Genomic DNA, 20,763 nt, shown 5'->3' with positions numbered 1-20,763 from the left:
CATTGTCTCAAGAATATCCATGGTGGTGTCAGCCCTTGACGGCCGAGCTGATGAAGGAACTGACGAACCATTTCTGGAAGGCGAGATAGAAGATCAGCACTGGCACCATCATCATCACCGACGCGGCCATGGCGCTGTTCCAGTAGACGCTGTCATGGCCGAAGAAGCTGGCGATGCCGACCGAGATCGGGCGCGCATAATCGGTCTGGGTGACCATCAGCGGCCAGAGATACTGGTTCCAGGTCTCGATGCCGAGCAGGATGGCGACGGTGGCGAGCACCGGCAGGCTCAAGGGCAGGAACACCGACCAGTAGATGCGGAACGGCGAGGCGCCGTCGACCGTGGCGGCGTCATAGATGTCGCGCGGCACCTGGATGAAGAACTGGTAGATCAGGAAGATATAGAGCGGGCTCGCCATCCAGGGCAGGATCTGCGCCGCGAAGCTGTCGCCGAGGCCGACCTTGTTGACCAGGCTGAGCAGCGGCAGGACGATCGATTCCTGCGGCACGATGTAGAGCCCGATCAGCGCGGTAAGCACCACGGCACGGCCCGGCAACCGGCCCCAGGCCAGCACGAAGGCGGCCATCGAATTCAGGAACACGCCGCCCAGCACCGTGCAGAACAGGATGATCAGCGAGTTGACCAAATAGCGGCCGAAGGGCAACGCGCCACTGAAGGTCGCGATATCGGTGAAGTTCTGCAGCGACGGTTCGGACACCCAGAAGGCGCGGAAGCTGCCCATATCGGCGAGGATCTGGAAGCGGTCCGGCTTCAGGCTGGCGACGAAAAGCAGGAACAGGGGCGAGATCACCACCAGCGCGATGATCAGCACGGCGACGAACTTGACGATCGCGCCGATATCCGGCTTGGCCGAGACCTTGGCGACCGGCGACGGAGTGGAGGCGGAAACCACGGTGCTCATCGACGATCCCTCACGACGAAGCGCTGAACGAGCGAGACGACCAGCACGATCAGGAACAGGAGAATGGCGACGGCCGAGGCGAGGCCCAGCCGCTGGTCGACGAAGCCGGCCGTGAACATGTAGTGGACCAGGGTGTCGGTGGTGCCGCGCGGACCGCCCTGGGTCAGGATGTTCACCTGGGTGAACAGCTTGAAGGCCTGGATGGTGGTGATGATCAGCACGAAGATATGCGTCTGGCGCAGGCTCGGCATGGTGACGTTCCAGAAGCGCTGCCAGGCATTGGCGCCATCGAGTTCGGCCGCCTCATAGAGCGTCTCGGGAATGTTCTGCAGGCCGGCCAGATAGACGATCATCTGGAAGCCATAGGCCTGCCAGGCCGAGAGCAGCACGATCGACGGCATCGCCCAGGTCGGATCGCCGAGCCAGTCGATCGGGCTCACCAGCCCGAAGGAGAGGAAGCCGACGATCTGGTTGAACGGGCCGGTCGGATACTGGAACAACGTCGACCAGATCACGCAGACCACCACCATCGAGGTGATCGCCGGCAGGAAGAACAGGCCGCGGAAGAAATTGCGGAAGGGCAGCTTCTGGTTCAAGAGCAGCGCGATCGCCAGCGCGAAGCCGCACTGGATCGGCAGCACCATCACCGTGAAGCGCGTGACGTTCCAAAGAGCCGTCCAGAAGGCGGAATCGGTCAGGATCTGCTGGAAATTGCCGAGTCCGACGAAGCGCACCGGCACCGGGCGCGGGATCAGGCGCTGATTGGTCAGCGCGATCTCGAAGGACGACAGGAAGGGCAGCAGCAGGAACAGTGCAATCAGGATGCAGGCTGGCAGCAGCATGCCCAGTTCCTGCAGACGGCCGCCCCAGATCGGCGGCTTGCGACGCGGCATGGCGGCGCGGATGGGCCCCGGCGATGCCGAACCCGGCATGGGGGACGCTTGGCTCGACATAATGATGCCTCCCGGAACTTGTTTCCCGGTCGCGCGTCGGGGCGCGGCCGGGTCTTTCTTGAAGGAGATCCTTGGCCGCGTATCAGGGCGCGGCCGGACCCTGCGTGACTACTCGGCCTTGCCGAACGGCTGGTAGCCGTCATTGTCCAGGATATCGTCGTCGATCTTCTTGGCGGCCTTGCTGAGCTCGGCCTGCGGATCGGCGCCGTCGAAGATGTTGGTCATCGCGTTCTGGAAGGCGAGCGTGATGGTCGGGTACGCCGGATGCGGCGGACGCGCGACGGCGGTCTTGCCGGCCTGCTCGAAGGCGACGGCCATCGCGCCCTTGTCGGCGTAGAGCGGCGAGGCGGCGGCGAAGGACTTCAGGCCGGGGAAGCCGGCATGCGCCTTGTACGCGTCGCGATAGGCCGGGTCCTGCAGCATGAAGCTCAGGAACTTGCCGGCGGCGGCCGGATCGGAAGCGGTCTTGGCGACCGACCAGATCCAGGTGCCGTTCGGGCTAACGCCCTTCTCGCCGAACTTCGGCAGCGGCATGACGACGACGTCGTCGCCCATCTTGGCATTGGCCTCAGCGTAGAACCAGTGACCGCCCCAGGCAAGCGCTGCCGGACGACCTTCGGCGTAGAACTGGTTCTGTCCTGCCGATTGCGGCACGACCCAGCCCTGCTTTACCCAGTTCTGCATCTCCGTCGCCGCGTCGACGCAGGCCTTGCCGTCGAGCGTGCCGGTTGCCTTCCAGCTGGTACGGTCAATCACGTCGCAGCCCATCGAGACCAGGATCGGCTCATAGGCATAGGTGATCCACTCGGTCTTGCTGCCATAGGAGCGGAACAGGTCGAGCGGCCACTTGACGCCCGGCGCGGTCGACAGCGTCTTCAGCGCCGCCTCGAACTCGTCGCGCGTCCAGGCATCCTCGACCGAGGTCGGGATGCGGATCTTCAGTTCCTCGAGCTGCTTGCGGCTGCCATAGAGCGCGACCGTGCTGTCGGTCAGGCCGATGGCATAGAGCGCCTTGTCGATCGGATAGGTGCCCTGGGCGACGTTCGACGCCGTCATGTCGTCGACCAGCGCCTTGTCGAGCAGGTTGCCGACCGGCTGCAGGAAGCCGGACCAGACATAATTGGCCAGGAAGGGTGCATCGAGCTGCAGGATGTCGGGCAGCGAACCGGCCGAGACAGCCGCGCCGATCTTCTCGTTATAGGCGTCGTGCGGCGTGTTGATCAGCTGCACCGTGGTGCCGGGATTGGCCGCCTCGAAGCGCTTGGCGACATCGGTGATGATGGTGATTTCATAGGGGTCACCCTGGAACATCACCTTGAGCTCGGCCGCCTGGGCGCCCGAAAGCCCCGCACCGACCGCGATGCTCAGCGCCGACGCGGCGCCGAGGCTCTTCAGTAAACGATTACCCAAAGTAGCAGACATTGCAAACTCCTCCCAATCTAGCTGTTTTGCTCAATTCAACCGTTTCGTCACCTCAGACCGAGGCACGCTCCACGAGGCGAAACGGAATTTCGTCGACCTTCTGCAACGGCTTTCTGTGGCCGGACAGGATTTCGCCCGCGCGGCGACCGATGGCGCGGTGCGGCAGTTCCATGGTCGTCAGCGGCGGGTCGAGCCTTGCCGCGATCTCGACCTGGTTGTCGAAGCTGGCGATCGACACGTCCTCGGGAATATCGAGGCCCTGGCGCCGCAGCGCGCCATAGACCTCCATGGCGACACGGTCATTGCCGCACAGGATTGCATCCGGCCGCGCAGGCCCGGAAAACAGCGCCGCGACGTGCTCGTGTACCAGGCTGCGGGCGCGATCGACATAGAGCGGACCGCGCGTGGCCGGCAGCATCCACGCTTCCTGGACCTCGATGCCGCGTGCGGCGTGAGCGGCGCGAAAGCCGTCCTCGCGCATCCGGGCGGCGATCAGGCCCGGCAGGTTCAGGAAGGCGATCTTCCGCCGATCATGCGCGAAAAGATGCTCGACGATGGTCTCGGCTGCATCCTGCTCCGCCGGCACCAGCGACGGGATGAGACCGGCCTCGTCGCGGCAATTGATCATCAGCGAGATCACGCCCCGCAGCGATTCCGGGATAGCGACGACCTGATGATACATGCTCGCATAGGCGATCGTGCGCGGCATCAACCGCTGCAGTTCCGCGACGCTCGCCTCGACCGTGCGGCCGCCAATATTGGTCACCACGACCGAAAGCCCATCGGCCCGCGCGGCGTTGTCGAAGGAGCGCATGATCTCGGTGGCGAAGGGCTGAGTGATCAGGCCGTCAGCGACGATGCCGAGGATCGGCAGGAAGCCCTGGCGCATGCCGCGCGCCACCAGATTGGGGACATAGCCCAGTTCATCCGCCAGCGCCTTGATCTTCTGGCGCGTCTCGTCCGACATGCGGATGGAGCCACCATGCAGCGCGCCCGAAACGGTTTTCACCGAGACGCCCAGCCGGCCGGCAATATCCTGCATTGAGACTTTGGCGTCGGCCATTGGCGTTTGGCTCTGAGTTATCGTTTACCCAAATTGCATGGAGGGACGGTTTCTGTCAATCGGCCCCGGCGCCGCGATAAACTTTGCCACAAGGGCTGCCTCGGTCCCCGTACCGCGGCTGGCTGAGCTTCTCCCCTTCCCGGCCAGCCAGCCCGTCACGAAACCGCAACAAAGCAGGCTTAGGTGCAGCCGATCGGGCGCGACGAGCAGCCCCCTCACCTGTCATGTCTCCCGGATCGCCATGTACACCGTCCTGAACAATTTCCAGATCGTCCTCCCGAACGAGGTCGTCCGTGGCAGCGTCACGATCGAGGATGGGCGGATCCAGGCGATCGACACCGATCTCAGCGCCGACGCGGGCGCGATCGACGGGGACGGCGATTTCCTGCTTCCCGGGCTGATCGACGTCCACACCGATAATCTCGAGCGCCATTTCGCGCCGCGTCCGGCCGTCGCCTGGCCCTCGGCCATCGGCGCGGTGCTGGCGCATGACCGCGACATGTTCGGCGCCGGCATCACCACCGTCTACGACGCCATTTCGCTGGGGGACTACGACACCGGCGGCGAGCGTCGCGCCATGATCAGCAAGAGCATCGAGAACCTCGATGCGGCGCGCGCCCATGGCCTGCTCAAGGCCGACCACTTCCTGCATTTCCGCTGCGAGGTTTCCGACGCCGGCGCGCTCGATATCTTCGGCCGCTATGCCGACCATCCGCGTCTCGGCCTGGTCAGCCTGATGGATCACACGCCCGGCCAAGGCCAGTGGAGCGACCTCGCCATCTATCGCGCCTTCCGCCGCAAGAAGAGTGGCCGCGTCTGGACCGATGCGGAGTTCGACGCCTATATCGCGCAGCGGCGCGCCGACCGCGAAACCTATTCGGCACCGCAGCGGGCCGAGATCCGCAGACAGGCAGCGGCGCGCGGCATTCCCCTCGCCAGCCATGACGACACCACGTCGGACGAGGTCGATCGTGCCCGGCAGGAGGGCGTCGCGATCTCCGAATTCCCAACGACGCTAGAGGCGGCCGAGCAGGCGCGCGCACGCGGCATGAAGATCGTCATGGGCGGCCCGAACGTCGTGCTGGGGCGCTCGCATTCCGGCAATGTCAGCGCCGCGGAACTGGCCGCGAACGGCCTGCTCGACGCCCTCTCCTCCGACTATGTGCCGACCAGCCTGCTCGAGGCCGCCTTCGTGCTGGCGGCCAACGGCATGTCCCTGCCCCAGGCCGTCGCGACGGTCAGCGCGACGCCGGCCGACATGGTCGGGCTGTCGGATCGCGGCCGGATCGAACCGGGGCGGCGGGCCGACCTGCTGCGCGTCCGGCTGGTCGATGGCCACCCCGTCATCCGCTCGATCTGGCGCGCCGACGAGGCCCGGTCGTGACTGGCTCGACGGACACTGCGAAAGCGGCGAGCCCCGAAGACGGTAACGTCCTCGGCTTCGACACCCATATCCACGCGACCGCCGTGGTGACCCGTTCCACGCTTGGCAGCTATGTCGACATTGGCGAGCGCGTGCTGCTCGACGAGGTCGAGATGGGCGATTTCAGCTATTTCGACCGCGACGCAATGGTCAATTATGCGACGATCGGCAAGTTCTGCTCGATCGCGGCATCGACGCGGATCAATCCCGGCAACCATCCGATGTGGCGGGCGACGCAGCATCATTTCACCTATCGCGCCCGCCGCTATGGCATGGCCGAAGATGACGACAGCGCATTCTTCCAGTGGCGCCGCGATCATCACGTCACCATCGGGCATGACGTCTGGATCGGCCACGGCGCAGTCGTGCTCGCCGGCGTCAGCGTCGGCACCGGCGCCATCATCGCGGCCGGCGCCGTGGTATCGAAACCGGTCGAGCCCTACACGATCGTCGCCGGCGTGCCCGCCAAGCCGATCAAGCGGCGCTTCCCCGAAGCGATCGCCGACAGGCTGATGGCGCTCGCCTGGTGGGACTGGCCGCATGCCCGGCTGCGCGAGGCGCTGCTCGATTTCAGAAGCCTCGACATCGTGGCCTTCCTCGACAAGCACGAGCCCTCTGCCTGACGGACAAGAAAAAAGCCCGGCCCGTCGCGAGACAGGCCGGGCTTCGGTTTCATGGCGATGGCCGGACCATGCCGGCCCAACGCCTACCAGCGATGGTGGACGTGCGGTTTGACCAGCCGGTCGTAGATTTCGACGATCCGGGCGCGGCTTTCCGGCGAGATGCCGGGCGCGTCGCTGGCCGCCGCATTGGAACGGGCCTGCGCTTCGTTGCGGGCGCCGGGAATCACCACCGACACGGCCTGCTGCAGCAGGATCCAACGCAGCGCAAAGGTCGACATCGCGACATCGGCCGGCAGCAACGGACGCAATTCCTCGACAGCCTGGAGCGCGACCTCGAACGGCACGCCGGCAAAGGTCTCGCCCACGTCGAACGCCTCGCCATTCCGGTTGAAGTTGCGGTGGTCGTCCGCCCGGAAGGCGGTGTCGCGGGTGATCTTGCCCGAGAGCAGCCCGGATGCCAGCGGAACCCGGACGATGACGCCGATATTCTTCTCGCTCGCTTCCGCGAAGAAGAGATCCTGCGGGCGCTGGCGGAAGATGTTGTAGATGATCTGGACGGTGGCGACGTTGGGATATTCGATCGCCTTCAGCGCTTCCTCGACCCGCTCGACCGAGACGCCGTAATTGCGGATCTTGCCCTTGGCGACCAGGTCGTCGAGCTCGCCGAAAAAGTCGGGGCGATAATAGACGTCGGTCGGCGGGCAGTGCAGTTGCACGAGATCCAGCGTCTCGACCTGCAAATTCTTGAGGCTGCGATCGATGAACGCTTCGATATTGGCGCCGGTATAGCCCTCGGCGACATGCGGGTTGAGGCGGCGGCCCGCCTTGGTGGCGACGAAGGGACGGTCGCCGCCGCGCGCCTTCAGCACTTCGGCGATGATCTTTTCCGAACGGCCGTCGCCATAGACGTCGGCGGTGTCGATGAAGGTGACGCCGGCGTCGAGAGCCGCGTTCAGCGCCTTCTTGCCGTCTTCCTCGCTGACGTCGCCCCAGGATCCGCCGATCTGCCAGGCGCCGAAGCCGATTTCCGAGATCTGAGCGCCCGTGCGCCCAAGCTGCCGCTTCTTCATGTCATGTTCTTTCGTTTCCACCGGCCGGACGGCCGTGTCGCGCTTGATGCGCGTGCTCCCAATTGGTTCGTCAGGGACCCGGCCGGGGATCGTCCGCGGTTCCCGGCAACGCGGGTCGCTCGGGCTGCGGCGCGACGGCGGGTCGACGCACCCTACCCTTGCGCGACTTGGCGCGGGAAGCAAATGCAATGCGGACTATCCCAACGAAAACAGGCCGGCGTGAGCCGGCCTGTCAGCGAGTCGATCAGAGCCTCGGCCGATCTCGCGACCGGCGAGGAAGGGATTACTTGTCGACCGGGAAGAACCAGAGATTGCGGTCGGTATAGCCGAATTCCTTGATGATGGCGGACATGGTGCCATCAGCGCGGATTTCGGCCAGAGCGCGCGAGATGGCGCTGTTCAGGTCGACGTCTTCCTTGCGCAGCGCGTAGCGGGCATAGCCATATTCCTCGGGAAGCGGCTTGTAGTCGGAAACCAGCTCCATGGCGGCGTCCGGGTGCTTCTTCAGGAACTGGCCGACCTTGATGTCGTCTTCCATGCCGACGTCGAGACGGCCGGCGATGATGTCGGAGAACTCGGCCTCGTTGCTCGTGTAGAGCTTGAGTTCCTTCAGGTCGGTGCGCTTCTCGAGCAGGCCGTGATTGACCGAGCCGCGCAGCGTTCCCACCGTCTTGCCGGCGAAGTCGTCCCAGCTATGGATGTTGAGCGGATTGCCCTTGGCGACCGTGACGCCCGAGCCATACCAGTAGGACGGGCCGGTGAAGGCCAGCACCTTCAGGCGCTTCTCGTTCTCATGCAGATTGTCGACGATCACATCGCCACGCTTGGAAAGCAGCGTCGGCACCATCGCGTCGAAGGGGATAAGCTGCCAGGTCACCTTCTCGATGCCGAGGCGCTTGGTGATCTCGCGGAAGATGCGGACGTCGGTGCCGTCATATTCCTTGGTCTTCTCGTCCTGGAAGGTGTTCGGCGGATCAGCAGCGATCAGCAGCGTGATGCCTTCGTCGCGGGCGCGCTTGTAGGAGCCGTCGCCGCCATCATAGGTGGCGTTGCCGACGCCGATATCGCCGGCCCACGCGACCGATGCCGACATCACGCCGGCCACGACCGAAGCAAGAACAAAACTGGTCAGTTTCACTGGATAGTCCCCTCGTTGTTTTTGTTGAAGGCAAACGCTTTATTGACTGGCCGCGGCGCCCATTTCCCGGTTGCGCTCAAGGACAGATCGCAGAAAGTCCCGCGTCCGCTCCTTTTGCGGCGCGGAGAAAAGCTCGTGCGGCTTGCCGCTCTCGACGATCTTGCCGTCGGCCATGAACACGACGCGGTCGGACACGTCGCGGGCAAAGCCCATCTCATGCGTGACGACGACCATGGTCATGCCCTCGTCGGCGAGCGCCCGCATGACGCGCAGCACTTCGCCGACCAGTTCCGGATCGAGCGCGGAGGTGACCTCGTCGAACAGGATCGCCTTCGGCCGCATGGCCAAGGCGCGAGCAATCGCCACGCGCTGCTGCTGGCCGCCGGAAAGCTCGTGCGGATAGGCCTGCGCCTTCATGGCGAGGCCAACCTTTTCCAGGAGGCCGAGCGCGATATCCGTCGCCTCGCCGCGCGACCGGCCCAGCACATGGATCGGCGCGACCGTGATGTTCTCCGTCACGGTCAGATGCGGGAACAGGTTGAAGGACTGGAACACCATGCCGACCTTGGCGCGGATCGCTTCCACCTGCTTCTCGCTATCGATGACGAGCTTGCCGTCCTTCTCGTAGCGATAGACGGGCTGGCCATCGATGGTGATCGTGCCGCTGCCGATCTCTTCCATGTTGTTGATGCAGCGAAGCATCGTCGACTTGCCCGAGCCGGACGGGCCGATGACGCAGACGACTTCCGCCTTGTCGACGGTCAGCGAGACGTCCTTCAGCACGTGATGGGCGCCGAAATGCTTGTTGATGCGATCGAGGCGGATCATGACTTGGTGGTCCCTTCGACAGCGTCGACGGCAATCGGGGCGACGTCGGTCGGCACCACGACCGGGCGGCGTGCGCCGATCGCCATGCGCTTCTCCAGGTAGCGGACGAAAAGCGCCGCCGGATAGGAGAAGAACAGGTAGATCGCGCCGATGATCGTGAAGACGGTGAAGTACTGAAAATTCGTCGACGAGATGATCTGTCCGGTGAAGATCAGTTCCCGCACCGTTACGATGGAGACCAGCGACGTATCCTTGAACAGCGAGATGCAATAGTTGCCGAGCGGCGGAACGACGACGCGGATCGCCTGCGGCAGGATGATCAGGCGCAGCATCTTGCGGCGCGACATGCCGAGCGCCTTGGCGGCTTCGACCTGGCCATGCGGGATGGCGACGATGCCGGCGCGATACACCTCGGCGAGATAGGCCGAGTAGTTGATCGACAGGCCGATGACACCGGCCATGAAGGGATCAAAGCGGATGCCGAAGGCCGGCAGCACGAAGTAAATATAGAAGAGCTGCAGCAGGCAGGGCGTGCCGCGCACGACCTCGATGTAGAACGAGGCCATGATTCGCAGAATTCGCGAGCGCCCGATCTTGGCCAACGCCAGCAACAGCCCCAGAGGCAGGGCGATAAGCATGACGCAGAAGGTAAGCTGCAGGCTGATGGCGGCGCCGCGCATCAGATCCGGGAAATAGTCCCCGATCCCTTCGAAATTGAACAGGTTGATGAATGTCGTCAGCACAGGACGCCTTCCGTATCAGTCATAGATGCACGGTCGTTTTTCAAGCGAACCAGCTTCGATGAGGCCCCCCGGGAACCTGTGTCGAGCTTATCCGTTTTGTTCGGTTATGCAGAACATCGTTCTGTAATTAGATGCTATGTTTGCTCAAGCCGAATGTCAACGCACGTTTTCCCTCACGGAAGGCCTGCGAACATTAGTTTTCGGGTCGATCTATTCTGGGTCGGCTTGACCGAAAACTAGTCAAACCGCTTTGAAATGAAGCATTCGCGCGGAATTGACCGCGGGATTTGCCGTTCTGGATTAAGACAGCGCGAAGGGCGTCAGCGTGATCGACGAGATCAGTGCTGCGCCGGGCGGCAGCACCGTGATTCCCGTGTCGTCCCGCTCCGCGGCGAGGTTGAACGCATCGGTGCAGTGACTGACTGGCTCGGCGCAGAAATGGCCCGCGCCGGGCGGGGTGTAGACCACGAGATGGCGCAGCGGCGCGCTGGCTACCATGCTCAATCCCGCGCCATGTTCGGGCCAGCGGATCGTCGCTTCGCCGTCCCAGCCGGCAAAGGCGGTGTCGAGCGCCGTGCTCGCAACCGCCAGCCGCGGCTCGCTCCCCCAGAGTTCGACGGCCGGGCCGAGACTCGTCGGCATCACCTCGTCGTCGACATGCCAGACCGATTCGACCCGCGCCTCGAGCGTCGTCCCGGGCGTCGCCGGGAAGAAGGGATGCTGGCCAAAGCCATAGGGCATCGGCTCCTCGCCGCGATTGAGCGCGGCAAGCTCGATGCGCAGCCGGTCGGGCAGAAGTTCGATGGTCTGCGTCACGCCGTAGGGAAACGGCCATTCGTCGCCGGCATGCTCATAGGCGAGCACGATGCGACCCGGCCCGCGCGCGGCGATCGTCCAGGGTCGCTGCCAACCATGGCCATGCTCGACATGCGGGCCCGGCGTGTTGCGCGGCATGGCAATCTCGCGACCGCCAAAGGTGAAGCGCCCATGGCGCAGGCGATTGGAAAAGGGCGTGAGCGGAAAGCAGCCGGCTTCCTCGTCGCCGTCATAGGGGAGCGACATCGGCCGGATCAGGTCGAGCCAGCGCCCGTCCGGGTGGCGCCACTGGCAGGCGGCGATACGCCCACCCAGTTCCGGCAACAGCGAAAGACGAAACCGTTCCGTCTCCAGCCCGACGGGCGCCGTCACAGCCGCGCATCCGTCATCGGCCGCAACGCCCAGGCTTCCTGCGCCGAGGGACCGCCGAGCGCGCGCGAGATGAGGTCGGCATGCCGGACCAGCGGCTCGGCGATCGAGGCGACCGATTCCAGCGGCAGCAACTGCTTCAGCGTCGTGACGCTGATGGCGCCGAGCGTCTGGCCGCCGCGGCCGAACACCGCCGCCGCGACGCAGATGATGCCCTCATGGTCTTCCTCGTCGTCGATCGCATAATGGCGGCCGGCGATCCGGTCGAGATCGTCGCTGAGCGCCGCGATCGAGGTGAGCGATTTCGGTGTCCGCGCCGGATAGCCGACCCGCTCCAGCAGTTGCAGCGCATTGGAGCGCGGCATGGCGGCGAGCAGCACCTTGCCGACGCCGGAGCAATGCGGCTGCTCTCGCCGGCCCAGCGCCGCGTCGAAGCGGATCGCGCCGGGCGCATCAACGCGACCGATCACGACCGCGAAGCCGTCATCCATCATGGCGACACGCGAGGTCATGCCGATTTCGTGGGTCAGATCGCGAAGCACCGGCAGCGCGATGTCGGCGAGGCCGGTATTGGCGACGGCGAGATCGCCCAGGCGCAGCAGCGACAGGCCGAGCCGGTAGCGCCGCGTCATGCCCTCGCCGATATCCGTGACGACGCCGCGGGCCCGCAGCGTCGCGAGGATGGCGTAGGCCGCCGGTTTCGACAGGCCGATGTCGCGGGCCAGGTCCGTCAGCCGCGCGCCCGCCTGCCCGCTATCGGCAATTCGCTCCAGCAGGTCGAGGGCGCGCCCGAGGCTCTGCACCCTGTATCGCTCGTCGGTCATGGTCGGCTCGCCCTTGGTTGGATCGACGCGCAGCTAAGCAGCAACGTCGGCGACAATCGAGTCGCAATAGGAAACATTCTTCTTCAATACAAAACTTCGTGTCGTGACAAAAACCGTCTCGGCTTTCTCCACTCGCGTCCCGGCAAACCCGCAGGCCGCCAAGATTTCGCCTTTCAGGCCCCTGCCCGTCGACCGGCAGGCGCGCGATTTGTCGCTTGGTTTCGCCCCCAGGGAGTCGCGCCATCCTTGTTGACTCGGATCAGGAAAGGAATAGCATCCTGTAATACAAAATAGTGTTCTTCAATAAAAAACAATTCCCGAGGCACTCATGGCCGATGAGCCGCGCAAATATCGCTCCACCTCCTGGTTCGGCGGAGCGGGCAAAAACGCCTTCATGCATCGCAGCTGGATGAAGAATGAGGGGCATCCGCCGGATGTGTTCGACGGCCGGCCCGTGATCGGCATCTGCAACACCTGGTCGGAACTGACGCCCTGCAACGCCCACCTGCGGACGATCGCCGAGCATGTGAAGCGCGGCGTCTACGAGGCCGGCGGCTTTCCGCTCGAATTCCCGGTGATGTCGCTCGGCGAAAGCAACATGCGTCCGACGGCCATGCTGTTCCGCAACTTGGCCTCGATGGATGTCGAGGAATCGATCCGCTCCAATCCGATCGACGGCGTGATCCTTCTGGTCGGTTGCGACAAGACCACGCCGGCTTTGCTCATGGGCGCGGCCAGCTGCGACCTGCCGACCATCGCCGTCTCCGGCGGCCCGATGCTGAACGGCAATTTCCGCGGCAAGGCGATCGGCTCCGGCACGCATGTCTGGAAGTTCTATGAGGACGTGAAGGCCGGCCGCATGTCGGTCGACGACTTCCTCGCCGCCGAACAGGGCCAGAGCCGTTCGGCCGGCAGCTGCATGACCATGGGCACGGCCTCGACGATGGCCTCGATGGTCGAGGCGCTCGGCATCGGCATGCCCGACAACGCGGCAATCCCCGCCGTCGATTCCCGCCGCGCCATCCTGGCGCAGGAATCCGGCCGCCGCATCGTCCAGCTGGTGCGCGACGACGTGAAGATGTCGAAGATCCTCGTACGCGAAGCGTTCGAGAACGCCATCCGCGTCAATGGCGCCATCGGCGGCTCGACCAACGCGGTCATCCACCTGATCGCGGTCGCGCGCCGCCTCGGCATCGACCTGTCGCTCGACGACTGGGACAAGTTCGGCCGCGACGTGCCGACCATCGTCGATCTGATGCCGTCCGGCCGCTACCTGATGGAAGACTTCTACTATGCCGGCGGCCTGCGCGCCGTGATGCGCGTGCTCGATGAGCACGGCCTGCTGCATGGCAACGCGCCGAGCGTCGCCGGCCCCACCATCGGCGAGATCGTCGTCGATGCGCCCAACTATAATGGTGAAGTCATCCGCTCCTTCGAGGAGCCGCTGACGCCGCAGGGCGGCATCGCCGTGCTGCGCGGCAATCTCGCCCCCGGCGGGGCCGTCATCAAGCCGTCGGCGGCGACCGAAGCGCTGATGCAGCATCGCGGCCGCGCCGTCGTGTTCGAGACCATCGAGCACTATTACAAGCGCATCGACGATCCCGATCTCGACATCGACGCCAGCTGCATCATGGTGCTGAAGAACTGCGGCCCCAAGGGCTATCCCGGCATGGCCGAGGTCGGCAACATGCCGCTTCCCGCCAAGCTGCTGCAGCAGGGCGTCACCGACATGGTGCGCATCTCCGATGCGCGCATGAGCGGCACCGCCTATGGCACCGTCGTGCTGCACACGGCCCCGGAAGCCGCCGCCGGCGGCCCGCTGGCGCTGGTTCGCGATGGCGACATGATCGAGTTGGATGTTGCCGGCCGGCGCCTGCATCTCGACGTCTCGGACGCCGAGCTGGAAGCGCGCCGCGCCGAGTGGGTGCCGCCGACGCATGACGGCATCAACGGCTACCAGAAGCTCTTCGTCGATCACGTGCTGCAGGCCGACGAGGGCTGCGATTTCGACTTCCTGCTTGGCAAACGCGAAGCGGGCATCCCCCGCCATTCTCACTGAGGCGCTGATGGAACACGATTTTCCCTTCGCGGTATATCCGAGCCTGGACGGCCGCGTCGTCTTCATTACGGGCGGCGGCAGCGGCATCGGCGAAAGCCTGGTCCGGCATTTCTGCGCGCAGGGCGCGAACGTCACCTTCGTCGATCTGGCGGAGGAGCCTTCGCGCGCCCTGGTCGAGAGCATCAAGGCCGACGGCCACCGCGCGCCCGACTTCATCCCCTGCGACCTGCGCGACATCGACAAGCTGCAGGCCGCAATCCGGGCCACGCAGGAGAAGCATGGCGCTATCCGCGTCCTGCTCAACAATGCCGGCAACGATGATCGCCACCGCACCGAGGATGTGACCGTCGCCTATTGGGACGACCGCATGGCGGTCAACCAGCGCCACCAGTTCTTCGCGGCGCAGGCCGTGCGGCCGATGATGCGGGACGCCGGCGGCGGCTCGATCATCAATTTCGGCTCGATCACCTGGATGGTCGGCGATGGCGACTGCCCCGCCTATGTGACGGCCAAGGCCGCCATCACCGGCCTGACCCGCGCGCTGGCGCGCGAGTTCGGCCCCGAGCGCATCCGCGTCAACTGCATGATCCCGGGCTGGGTCATGACGGAACGCCAGATGCGCCTCTGGCTCACGCCCGAGGGCGAGCGCCAGATCGCAGACCGCCAATGCCTGCAGGACCGGGTCCAACCGTCCGATATCGCACGCATGGCGCTATTTCTCGCTGCCGACGACAGCCGCATGTGCACGTCGCAGAATTTCATCGTGGACGGGGGTTGGGTTTGATGCACGGCGTAGAAACAGGCCGCACGCGGCTGGTTCAGTTCAAGACCGAGGCGGGCGAGCGCAAGGTCGCGGTCGTCGGCGCCGATGGCGAGACGCTGCTGCCGATCCAGGGCTTTTCGACCGTGCACGAGCTGGCCCTGCGCAGCATGGAGACAGGCACCGCGCTAGAAGCGCTGGTCGCCAGCCTGCCGCGCGAGGCGGCGATCGATTATGACACGGTGCTGATCGCCGGCCGCGTGCTCCCGCCGCTCGACCACCCCGAGCCGGCCCGCTTCCTGATCACCGGCACCGGCCTAACGCATACCGGCAGCGCCACCGCGCGCAACCGGATGCACACGGACACGCATGGCCCGGACGCGATCGAGTCCGACTCGATGAAGATCTACCGGATGGGTCTCGACGGCGGCAAGCCGGCCGAAGGCGCGATCGGCATCCAGCCGGAATGGTTCTTCAAGGGCGTCGGCACCTGCGTCGTACCGACCGGCGCGCCGCTCGACCTTCCGGGCTTCGCGCTTGCCGGCGCCGAGGAAGCCGAGATCGTCGGCCTCTACATCGTCGACGAGGCGGGCCAGCCCCGCCGCATCGGCTTCACCCTCGGCAACGACTTCTCCGACCACATCACCGAGGGCAAGAACTACCTCTATCTCGCCCATTCGAAGCTGCGCGAATGCTCGCTCGGCCCGGAACTGCTGCTCGGCGAACTGCCGCAGGAAGTCTCCGGCAACGTCCGCATCATCCGCGACGGCGAAGTGGTGTGGGACGAGCCGTTCCTGTCCGGCGAAAGCCACATGTCGCATTCGATCGGCAATCTCGAGCACTACCACTTCCGCTATCCGATGTTCCGCCGACCGGGCGACCTGCACGCATACTTCTTCGGCGCGGATGCGATGAGCTACGCCTCGAACGTCAAGACCGAGGTGAATGACGAGTTCGAAATCGTGTCGCCGACCTTCGGCAAGCCGCTGCGCAACCGCATGGTAGCCGGACCCGAGGAAACGCTGTTCACCGTCACCCCGCTCTGAGCGGAACGGACCTGAAAACAACAAAGCCTGAGAGAGCGCCAGCCGAGCCACGGTGAAGGCGCTCCTCCAACACCACCAGAACACTCATCCAGAGGAGAAGTGTCATGAAGAGTTTGAAAGCTGTGCTGGGAGCCGCCGCGCTTGCGGCCGGCCTTTGGGTTTCCGCCGCCTCGGCCGAGACGCTGCGCGTCCTCGCCTGGGAAGGCTATGCCGACCCGGACTGGGTCAAGGACTTCACCAAGGAAACCGGCATCGACGTCGACGTCGTGTTCGTCGGCAGCGATGACGAGATCTGGGCCAAGATCAAGGGCAGCGAAGGCAAGGACTTCGACGTCATGGCCGTCAACACGGCCCAGCTGCAGCGCTATATCGACGCCGACCTGGTCAAGCCCTGGGACCTTTCCAAGATCCCGAACCAGAAGCAGGTGCTGCCGCGCTTCCAGGACCTCTCCAAGATCAGCGGCGTCACCCGCGACGGCAAGGCCTATGGCATCCCGTTCTGCTTCGATTCGATCGGCCTGATCTACGACACCGACAAGGTGAAGCCGGCGCCGACCTCGATGTCGGTGCTGTGGGATCCGCAATACGCCGGCAAGGTGCTGGCCTATGACAATGGCGAGCACAATTTCTCGTTCACCGCGCTGACGCTCGGCATCGCCAACCCGTTCCAGCTGTCGGCGGACCAGTTCGCGACGGTCAAGGCCAAGCTGCTCGAGCTGAAGCCGAACGTCTTGAGCTTCTATACGACGGCTGACGAAGCGCTGCAGATCTACCAGAACAACGACGTCGCGTTGATCTGGGCCAACTATGGCCAACAGCAGCTGAAGGCGATGCAGAAGGCCGGCGCCCATGTCGCCTATATCGCGCCGACCGAGGGCTCGCTTTCCTGGCTCGACAACTGGGCGCTCACCAGCGGCGCCAAGGATCCCGATGCCGCCGCGAAGTGGGTGAACTTCCTGCTCGACAAGAAGATCGGCGCCCAGCTTTCCGAGCGGACCGGCTTCGGCAACACCGCCGCCGCCAGCTCGAACGCCAATGACAACGACAAGCTCGTCTGGCTCGAAAGCGTCGAAGACCCGCTGAAGCGTTCGGATCTCTGGAACGAGATCAAGGCTTCCCAGTAAGCCCGTCGTCGAAGACCGGGTGGAGCCACGGCTCCATCCCTCTCCTGTCTCCTCCTCTCCGCCTTGCGGACGGGACCCTTTGTCGATGGTTCGGGGTAGCAATGGCCGAAGCCGGTATCCTCTTGAAACTGCGGTCGGTTTCGAAAAGCTATGGCGCGACCGCCATCCTGCACTCGATCGACCTCGATGTGCATGACGGCGAGTTCATCACCATTCTGGGGCCTTCCGGCTCCGGCAAGACGACGATCCTGCGCCTGATCGGCGGCTTCACGCAGCCCTCCGGCGGCCAGATCCTGCTCGACGGCAGCGACATCGCCGCCATGCCGATCAACCGCCGCCCGTTCAACACCGTGTTCCAGGACTACGCACTGTTCCCGCACCTGACGGTGGAGGCGAATGTCGGCTATGGCCTGGCCGTGCGCGGCACGCCGCGCGCCGAGATAACCAAACGCGTCGCCGATGCGCTCGAACTGGTGCAGCTCGGACCGCTTGGCAAGCGCTTTCCCGCCCAGCTTTCCGGCGGCCAGCGCCAGCGCGTGGCGCTCGCCCGCGCCATCATCTGCCGGCCGCGCCTGATCCTGCTCGACGAACCGCTCGCCGCACTCGACGTGGAGTTGCGCCGCCACATGCAGACCTTCCTGAAATCGATCCAGACCGAGATCCGCACCACCTTCCTGTTCGTCACCCATGACCAGGAAGAGGCGATCGCCATGGCCGACCGGATCTGCGTGATGAGCGCCGGCCGCATCGAGCAGATCGGCTCGCCGCACGAAGTCTATTACCGACCGGGCACGGAATTCGTCGCCAAGTTCTTCGGAGAGAACAATCTGGTCCCGGGCACACTGGGCCCGGTCGAAGGCACGGCGCGCTCGATCGACACGGCCGTCGGTCGCCTTGTCTGCTCGATCGATGGCCAGCCGAAAATCGCGGCCCTGCCGGCCGGGAGCCCCGCTTTGGCCGTGTTCCGTCCCGAGGCGGTCGGCATCGGCGACGCGGCAGAGGGCGAAAACCGGATCGCCGCCCGCATTGATCAAGTCGCCTTTGGTGGCGCCTCGACCATGGTCAACACGGCTGCCGTCTATCAGCCGCAGCAGATCCTGAAGGCCCGACTGCAAAGCCGCCCGGACGGCACGCCCTTGTCCGCAGGCGAGACCATACCGCTGGTGGTTCCGAGCAGCGCCTGCCGGCTGGTGGCGGCATGAGCGAGCGCGCCGCCCCCGCCGGACCGGGCGCGCTGGCGCCTTGGTTGGCGACGATCGCCGCCTATGTCGTGCCGCTCGGCTTCGTGCTGACGCCGATGGCGCTCTTCCTCGTCTATTCCTTCTTCAGCGTCGACCATGGCAGCATCGTCTTCTCGCCGACGATCGCCAACTATGTCCGCTTCTTCACCGATCCGGTGTTCCTGCCGATCTTCTGGCGCACCTGCCTGCTCTGCTTCACCGTCGCGCTGCTTTGCGTGCTGTTCGCCTTCCCGGTCGCCTATTTTCTGACGACCCTGCGCGGGCGCAGCCGCTACATGCTGCTGGTGCTGCTGCTCGTGCCGCTCCTGATGAGCTACGTCATCAAGATCTACGCCGTGCGCAGCATTCTGGGCGGCAATGGCATGCTGAACCGCGCCCTGCTCGCTACCGGCCTGATCGACAAGCCCTCCATGCTGTTCGTGTTCAATTTGAACGCCGTGCTGCTGACCTTGACTGTGCTGCTGATTCCCTTCGCCGTGCTGCCGATCTTCCTGTCGCTGGAGCGCATCCCCAAGGCCCTCCGCCATGCCTCGGCCGATCTCGGCGCCACCAACGCCCAGACGTTCTGGCGGGTGACGGTGCCATTGAGCCTGCCCGGAACGCTCTCCGCGATGAGCTTCGTCTTCGTGCTGGCGATAGGCGACTTCCTGACCCCGCAATTGGTCGGCGGCCAGTCGGGCTTCACCTTTGGCCGCATCATATACAGCCAGTTCGGCACCGCCTTTAACTGGCCCTTCGGCGCGGCGCTGTCCGTCATCCTCGCGGCGGTCGTGATCCTGGCGATCCGCCTCGGCGGACGGCTCGAAAGCAAGCATGGAGGGGCCAAGTGATGCGGTTCGCCGACAGGGCAGCCCCGGCGCTGCTGATCACCCTCACCCTCTTCGTCTTCGTGCTGCTCTACGGCCCGCTGATGGTGCCGATCGTCTCGTCCTTCTTCACCGTCAGCCACGGCGCCGTCGACTGGTCGCAGCCGACCACCTCGGCCTATGTGGCGCTGACCCAAAACGACAGCGTGCTGTCGGCGCTCTGGACGACGCTGATCGTCGGCGCCGGCGCGGTCGTGTTGTCGGTGGCGCTCGGCACGGGGCTGGCGCTCTATTACGCCTCGCCCAATGCCAAGGGCCGCAATTTCCTGCAGTTCATCATCTTCCTGCCTTTCCTGATGCCGCCGATCATCACCGGCCTGGCGCTGTTGATTTTCTTTCGCCAGGTCGAGTTTGAGCGCTCGCTGCTGACCATCATCATCGGTCACACCGTCTTCGTGCTGGCGCTGGTCTACCGCACCATCCTGACGCGGCTGCAATCCTTGAGCGGCAGTCTCGTCGAGGCGTCCTACGACCTCGGCGCCAGCAGCTGGCAGACGTTCCGGCTGGTGCTCCTGCCCAATCTCTCCAGCGCCATGGTCGGCGCGGCGATCCTCGCCTTCGCGCTCTCCTTCGACGAGACCATGATCACGCTGCTGGTGACCGGCACGCAGAGCACCCTGCCCGTCCGGCTCTGGGCGATGATGCGGCTCGGCTTCACGCCCGACATCAACGCGCTGGTGGCCCTCGTGCTGCTGTTCACGACCGTGCTCTGCCTCGTCGCGGTCCGCTACCTGATGCCAGCCTCCGCCGTCGCGGGCTCGGACGACAACTAGAGCCGCATTCACGACGAGGCGGGAGCCATTCTCCCGTCTCGCCGCCGCTCTCTTTGCGCAGCATTGCACTGGCGAAGGCCGGCATCCGTCCGCACGGCCAGTGTGAAGGCTTGGGCACGACTTCCTGGGCCGGCGCTCGCGCCCCCAGCCTCTCCCCCCCCCATCGACCGGGCCTTCCACGCCGTTGCCACGCCCCGGCGACGACGCGCGCAGCCCTGCCGCTCCAAAAACCCATCATTGAAAGCGACCCGCTTCGCTGTCCTGCGGGCCCTTTCGGGCTGTCTGCGGTACGACAGGCGCGTGCCGACCCTTCGACGCCATGCCGCCATCCTACATCGTAGAATAGCCACATGCCGGAATCAGGGAAAAACTGGACTTGCTCCAGGCTGCAACCGCAAGCCACTTGCATTGCCGCCGCATCCTCGACAAACTGAGGACAACAGAGGCAAATACTTATTCCACATAATGGAACAAACTCTTTGAGCCGCACGTCAAGTCTGAACGATCGAGGACTTCACCCTGCGCCAGCCCGTCGCGTCCGGCCTGCTGTCGGCCTGTCCGGGCCCATCGCCGCGACGGCGCTCTTGAGCCGTTGGCGCAAGGAGACCGCGATGCGACACGATACGCCCCTGTCCTCCAGACATTTGACCAAGAGCCTGGCCACGCGCGCAACCGTGCAGCGTGCCGGGCCCGGCTGACC

The 20,763-nt window shown here is 65.0% G+C and carries 19 protein-coding genes; 9 read left to right on the top strand and 10 right to left on the bottom strand.

Going from position 1 to position 20,763, the window contains the following annotated elements; genetic code table 11:
* Positions 1-28: 28 nt before the first annotated feature.
* The 4 genes from ABIE08_RS15770 to ABIE08_RS15755 all read right to left on the bottom strand — a co-directional run bounded on the left by ABIE08_RS15770 (position 29) and on the right by ABIE08_RS15755 (position 4,360).
* Positions 29-922, bottom strand: coding sequence for a carbohydrate ABC transporter permease (locus ABIE08_RS15770; RefSeq protein WP_354552478.1), 894 nt, complete (start codon positions 920-922; stop codon positions 29-31).
* Positions 919-1,815: a carbohydrate ABC transporter permease gene (locus tag ABIE08_RS15765; RefSeq protein ID WP_354552817.1), complete on the bottom strand. Its 897-nt coding sequence runs from the start codon at positions 1,813-1,815 to the stop codon at positions 919-921. The genes ABIE08_RS15770 and ABIE08_RS15765 overlap by 4 nt, the downstream gene beginning before the upstream one ends.
* Before the next feature lie 168 nt (positions 1,816-1,983).
* Positions 1,984-3,297, bottom strand: a complete 1,314-nt coding sequence (locus ABIE08_RS15760) for an extracellular solute-binding protein (protein WP_354552477.1) — start codon at positions 3,295-3,297, stop codon at positions 1,984-1,986.
* Between the two features lie 52 nt (positions 3,298-3,349).
* Positions 3,350-4,360, bottom strand: coding sequence for a LacI family DNA-binding transcriptional regulator (locus ABIE08_RS15755; RefSeq protein WP_354552476.1), 1,011 nt, complete (start codon positions 4,358-4,360; stop codon positions 3,350-3,352).
* A 235-nt stretch (positions 4,361-4,595) separates the two neighbouring features.
* Between ABIE08_RS15755 and ABIE08_RS15750 the strand changes: the two genes are divergently transcribed.
* Both ABIE08_RS15750 and ABIE08_RS15745 read left to right on the top strand, forming a co-directional pair.
* Positions 4,596-5,744: an alpha-D-ribose 1-methylphosphonate 5-triphosphate diphosphatase gene (locus ABIE08_RS15750; RefSeq protein WP_436409571.1), complete on the top strand. Its 1,149-nt coding sequence runs from the start codon at positions 4,596-4,598 to the stop codon at positions 5,742-5,744.
* Positions 5,741-6,406 (top strand): DapH/DapD/GlmU-related protein, encoded by a 666-nt coding sequence (locus ABIE08_RS15745; RefSeq protein WP_354552473.1) that lies wholly within the window; start codon positions 5,741-5,743, stop codon positions 6,404-6,406. Before ABIE08_RS15750 ends, ABIE08_RS15745 begins: the two co-directional genes overlap by 4 nt.
* 83 nt (positions 6,407-6,489) lie before the next feature.
* Here ABIE08_RS15745 and ABIE08_RS15740 read toward each other — a convergent pair whose 3' ends face one another.
* The 6 genes from ABIE08_RS15740 to ABIE08_RS15715 all read right to left on the bottom strand — a co-directional run bounded on the left by ABIE08_RS15740 (position 6,490) and on the right by ABIE08_RS15715 (position 12,194).
* Entirely contained in the window at positions 6,490-7,476 is a 987-nt protein-coding gene (locus ABIE08_RS15740; protein WP_354552472.1) for an aldo/keto reductase, read from the bottom strand.
* A 283-nt stretch (positions 7,477-7,759) separates the two neighbouring features.
* On the bottom strand, positions 7,760-8,614 hold the full coding sequence (locus ABIE08_RS15735; protein ID WP_266331067.1) for a substrate-binding periplasmic protein: 855 nt from the start codon (positions 8,612-8,614) through the stop codon (positions 7,760-7,762).
* Between the two features lie 39 nt (positions 8,615-8,653).
* Positions 8,654-9,442, bottom strand: coding sequence for an amino acid ABC transporter ATP-binding protein (locus ABIE08_RS15730; RefSeq protein ID WP_354552470.1), 789 nt, complete (start codon positions 9,440-9,442; stop codon positions 8,654-8,656).
* Positions 9,439-10,185, bottom strand: coding sequence for an amino acid ABC transporter permease (locus tag ABIE08_RS15725; protein WP_354552469.1), 747 nt, complete (start codon positions 10,183-10,185; stop codon positions 9,439-9,441). Before ABIE08_RS15725 ends, ABIE08_RS15730 begins: the two co-directional genes overlap by 4 nt.
* 300 nt (positions 10,186-10,485) lie before the next feature.
* Positions 10,486-11,373 (bottom strand): aldose 1-epimerase, encoded by an 888-nt coding sequence (locus tag ABIE08_RS15720; protein WP_354552468.1) that lies wholly within the window; start codon positions 11,371-11,373, stop codon positions 10,486-10,488.
* Positions 11,370-12,194, bottom strand: a complete 825-nt coding sequence (locus ABIE08_RS15715; RefSeq protein WP_354552467.1) for an IclR family transcriptional regulator — start codon at positions 12,192-12,194, stop codon at positions 11,370-11,372. The genes ABIE08_RS15720 and ABIE08_RS15715 overlap by 4 nt, the downstream gene beginning before the upstream one ends.
* Positions 12,195-12,522: 328 nt before the next feature.
* Between ABIE08_RS15715 and ABIE08_RS15710 the strand changes: the two genes are divergently transcribed.
* From ABIE08_RS15710 to ABIE08_RS15680, 7 genes are all read left to right on the top strand, one after another.
* Positions 12,523-14,253 (top strand): IlvD/Edd family dehydratase, encoded by a 1,731-nt coding sequence (locus ABIE08_RS15710; RefSeq protein WP_354552465.1) that lies wholly within the window; start codon positions 12,523-12,525, stop codon positions 14,251-14,253.
* A gap of 7 nt (positions 14,254-14,260) precedes the next feature.
* The gene (locus ABIE08_RS15705; RefSeq protein ID WP_354552464.1) at positions 14,261-15,037 is read left to right on the top strand and encodes an SDR family NAD(P)-dependent oxidoreductase; all 777 of its coding nucleotides are present in this window, start codon (positions 14,261-14,263) and stop codon (positions 15,035-15,037) included.
* The gene (gene araD1 / locus ABIE08_RS15700; RefSeq protein ID WP_354552463.1) at positions 15,037-16,059 is read left to right on the top strand and encodes an AraD1 family protein; all 1,023 of its coding nucleotides are present in this window, start codon (positions 15,037-15,039) and stop codon (positions 16,057-16,059) included. The genes ABIE08_RS15705 and araD1 overlap by 1 nt, the downstream gene beginning before the upstream one ends.
* Positions 16,060-16,163: 104 nt before the next feature.
* Entirely contained in the window at positions 16,164-17,183 is a 1,020-nt protein-coding gene (locus tag ABIE08_RS15695) for an ABC transporter substrate-binding protein (RefSeq protein WP_354552461.1), read from the top strand.
* Positions 17,184-17,284: 101 nt separating this feature from the next.
* The gene (locus ABIE08_RS15690) at positions 17,285-18,385 is read left to right on the top strand and encodes an ABC transporter ATP-binding protein (RefSeq protein WP_354552460.1); all 1,101 of its coding nucleotides are present in this window, start codon (positions 17,285-17,287) and stop codon (positions 18,383-18,385) included.
* Positions 18,382-19,254: an ABC transporter permease gene (locus ABIE08_RS15685; protein WP_354552459.1), complete on the top strand. Its 873-nt coding sequence runs from the start codon at positions 18,382-18,384 to the stop codon at positions 19,252-19,254. Before ABIE08_RS15690 ends, ABIE08_RS15685 begins: the two co-directional genes overlap by 4 nt.
* Positions 19,254-20,063, top strand: a complete 810-nt coding sequence (locus ABIE08_RS15680) for an ABC transporter permease (protein WP_354552815.1) — start codon at positions 19,254-19,256, stop codon at positions 20,061-20,063. Before ABIE08_RS15685 ends, ABIE08_RS15680 begins: the two co-directional genes overlap by 1 nt.
* The last annotated feature ends 700 nt before the right edge of the window (positions 20,064-20,763 follow it).

Origin of the sequence: Kaistia defluvii (genome assembly GCF_040548815.1) — a bacterium.
In the GTDB taxonomy this organism is placed as follows: domain Bacteria; phylum Pseudomonadota; class Alphaproteobacteria; order Rhizobiales; family Kaistiaceae; genus Kaistia; species Kaistia defluvii_A.
Note: the sequence above shows the minus strand (reverse complement) of the source record. Positions and strands in the feature narration are given on the sequence as shown.